Below are 3,427 nucleotides of genomic sequence, written 5' to 3'. Positions count from 1 at the left end.
GCAGCGGAGCTCGCCGACGAAGGTTGCGACGTGGAGGTGGTGGATCTGAGAACGCTATCGCCGCTCGACGTCGAGACGGTACGCTCCTCGGTTCGAAAGACCCACCGGGCGCTGGTGGTTCACGAGGATACGCGCCGCGGAGGTCTGGGCGGAGAGCTCGCCGCCATCCTGGCAGACGAGTGCTTCTACGACCTGGATGCGCCGATCCGTCGGGTCACGGCTCCCGACACGCCCGTTCCGTACTCGCCGCCGCTGGAGTTCGACTTCCTACCCAAGGCGAGTGACGTCGTGCACGAAGCTCTGCGACTGCTCAGCGAATAGCGCTCAGATATCCGACATAGCGCGGTCGATGACGTCGAACAGCTCAGTCGAGTCGAAGGGCTTGGCGAGGAAATACTGACCGCCGATCTGGTTCCCCCCCCGGTGGATCTCATCGGCTTCGACCAGGCCGGTCAGAAAGACGATCGGCACATTCTCGGTCGGAGGGTGGGCTCGCAAGCGCTGCGCCAGGGTCGCGCCATCGATTCCGGGAAGGATGATGTCCAGCAGTGCGAGGTCGGGCGTGATCTCCTCGAGCATGGCCAGTGCCTCTTCGCCACTGTTCGCGGTAACGACGCGAAAGTCCCGTTGTTCGAGCATGGTCCCGACGACGTTGACGACGTGCTTTTCGTCGTCGACGAGGAGTACGGTCGTAGTCATCGCTTGCAGTTTGTCTTCCGGGGCTGGTGATCGCTATGGAATTCTACCACCATTGCTTTGGCGGATTGTGGTGAAAAACCGAGTCTTTATGGTGCTTTGCTAGGATGACCGCGGATGTCGTTCGAGAGGATTCTGGGGGTCGTCCTGGCGGGTGGTGCGAGCCGCAGGATGGGGTTCGACAAGGCAAGCCTCGAGCTCGACGGACTCACGCTGGTCGAACGATCGGCAACGGTCTTGGAAGCCGCCTGCGACGAGGTCGTAATCTCGATGCAGCCGGGCACCGCGTGGGCAGGCGCTTCATTCCGGACGATTCACGACCGCAGAACCCACTGCGGGCCGTTGGCGGGACTGGAGTCCGCCCTGGAGCATGCCGCGGCGAGCGCAAGCTCGGTGTTCCTGCTGGCGTGCGACATGCCTCATGTCGATGCTCGAGCCGTCCGTTACATCACCGATCGCGCGCTCGAGGCACACGAGTCCGCGGCGGTGGTGCCATCGATCGGTGGGCGCTATCAACCGCTCTGCGCCTTCTACCGGACGGCGACTCTGACCGTGGTCCGCCGGCAGCTCGACTCGGGCCTTCGATCGATGCACGGGCTCCTGGAGGCGGTCTCGCTATTCGAGGTCGAGATCCCGCCGAGCCTGCCGTTCAGCCGCCCGGATCTGTTTCGAAACCTCAATGAGCCGGCCGACCTTCTCGACCTTGCCGGGAACGCCAAGCCGTGAGCAGGAATCTGCTCGGCCGCAGAACCGGACCCTATCGAGCCATCGCCAGGGCAATGTGGGACAACCGCGACCAGCCGGGCTGCGCGTGGAGGATCCTCAACGACGGTGTTTGCGACGGTTGCGCGTTGGGCACCAGCGGCATGAAGGACTGGACCATCGACGGCATTCACCTGTGCTGGATCCGACTGGGCCTGCTGAGGCTGAACACCATGCCGGCCTTTCGGGAGAGCACGGTGGCGGATTGCGAGCGGCTCGAGCGACTGAGTGAGCGCGAGCTACGCGTTCTGGGGCGGATCCCGTATCCCTTGGTCCGTCGTCGGGGAGACCGGTCTTTTTCCCGGCTTTCCTGGGAAGAGGCACTCGAGTTGGCCGGCGAACGTTTTCGCCGCGCCGATCCGCGGCGCATGGCCTTCTACATGGTCGCCCGAGGCACATTGAACGAAACCTACTATGTGGCTCAGAAGGTGGCTCGTTTCCTGGGCACGAACCACGTCGACAATTCGGCGCGGGTCTGTCACTCACCCAGCACTGCGGGGTTGAAGAGAACCGTCGGCTTCGCCGCCACGACTTGTAGCTACAAGGACCTCCTGGAGTCGGATCTGATCGTGCTCTTCGGTAGCGACATCGCCAACAACCAGCCCGTGGCGGTCAAGTATCTGGAGCAGGCGAAGAGCCGGGGCGCGCGAGTTGTGGTCATCAACCCCTACCGCGAGCCCGGCCTCGAGAAGTACTGGGTGCCCTCTTCCCTCAAGTCGGCACTGCTAGGCACCCGGATCGCCGACGCCTTCTATCAGGTACGGGTGGGTGGCGACATCGCGTTGATTCACGGGATTCTCAAGCATCTCGAAGCCAACGGTTGGCTCGATGACGCCTTTATCGGCCGGAGCACTCGTGGATGGGGCGAGCTCTCCGCGAGTCTGGCCGAGCAAAGCTTGGACGAGCTGGAGGCTCTATCCGGCGTCAGCCGCCGTGAGATGCTCGAGTTCGCGCGCATGTACGCCAAGGCGGATCGGGCCATTCTCATTTGGTCGATGGGCATCACCATGCACCGACACGGTGTCGCCAACGTCAGTTCGATCGCCAACCTGGCGCTGGCCCGCGGCATGGTCGGCCGCTCGGGCACCGGGCTGATGGCGATCCGGGGGCACTCGGGGGTACAGGGTGGTGCCGAGATGGGCTGCGTTCCGAACCAGCTTCCGGGCGGCGTGGCCCTGGACGGCGCGAGCGCTCGGGAGCTGAGCCGCGCCTGGGGATTCGAGGTGCCGGACTGGCGCGGCCATTTTGCCGCCGAGATGGTCGAGGCGGCCGCCGCCGGCGACCTCGATGTCCTGTATTGCGCGGGTAGCAACCTGCTCGGCGTTCTGCCGGAGCCCGAGTTCGTTCGTTCGGCGCTCGCCAAGATCCCGCTGCGCATACACCACGACATCGTTCTGAACCCGCAGATGATGGTCGACCCCGGCGATACGGTTCTGCTTTTACCCGCGACCACCCGCTACGAGGTGGCTGGTGGCGGCACCGAGACGACCACCGAGCGGCGAGTGGTCTTCAGCCCCGAGATTCCCGGCCGGCGGGTTCCCGAGGCTCGCGACGAGTGGTGCGTTCTGGTGGCTCTGGCGAGCCGCGCGCGTCCCGAACTGGCCGAGAAATGCAGCTTCGACGGCACGCGGGGGATCAGGCGCGAGATCAGCGAGGTCGTGCCGTTCTACAGGGGAATCGAGACGCTCCAACGCAAGGGCGACCAGTTTCAATGGGGCGGCAGGTTGCTCGCGGCGGACGGTCGTTTCGGCTTTGCAGACGGGCGGGCGCGCTTCGCCGCTGTGGAGCTGCCGCCGGCCGTCAAGGCGGATGGCAAGTTCCGGCTCAACACCCGACGCGGCAGACAGTTCAACAGCATGGTCTTTTCGGATCGGGACATGTTGGTGGGGGCCAGGCGCGATGCGGTGCTGCTGGCTCGTGAAGACTGCGAGCGTCTCCGGCTTGGGCAGGGCGAAGCCGTGGTCGTCCG

At 64.8% G+C, this 3,427-nt stretch carries 4 protein-coding genes; 3 read left to right on the top strand and 1 reads right to left on the bottom strand.

Annotation, left to right across the window (positions count from 1 at the left end):
• On the top strand, positions 1-321 hold a 321-nt coding region (locus GY769_02060), incomplete at its 5' end, for an alpha-ketoacid dehydrogenase subunit beta (protein MCP4200703.1).
• A 3-nt stretch (positions 322-324) separates the two neighbouring features.
• On the opposite strand, the gene GY769_02055 is transcribed toward GY769_02060, so the two are convergent.
• Positions 325-699: a response regulator gene (locus GY769_02055; protein ID MCP4200702.1), complete on the bottom strand. Its 375-nt coding sequence runs from the start codon at positions 697-699 to the stop codon at positions 325-327.
• A gap of 114 nt (positions 700-813) precedes the next feature.
• Between GY769_02055 and GY769_02050 the strand changes: the two genes are divergently transcribed.
• Together GY769_02050 and GY769_02045 are read left to right on the top strand one after the other, a co-directional pair.
• A complete protein-coding gene (locus tag GY769_02050) occupies positions 814-1,422 on the top strand; it encodes a molybdenum cofactor guanylyltransferase (protein MCP4200701.1) in 609 nt (202 codons plus the stop codon).
• The coding region (locus tag GY769_02045) for a molybdopterin-dependent oxidoreductase (protein ID MCP4200700.1) at positions 1,419-3,427 on the top strand (2,009 nt) is incomplete at its 3' end. The genes GY769_02050 and GY769_02045, both read left to right, overlap by 4 nt.

The sequence above is a fragment of the bacterium genome, from assembly GCA_024224155.1.
Lineage (GTDB): Bacteria > Acidobacteriota > Thermoanaerobaculia > Multivoradales > JAHEKO01 > CALZIK01.
The sequence above is the reverse complement of the archived record's forward strand: the minus strand, read 5'-3'. Positions and strand labels throughout refer to the sequence as shown.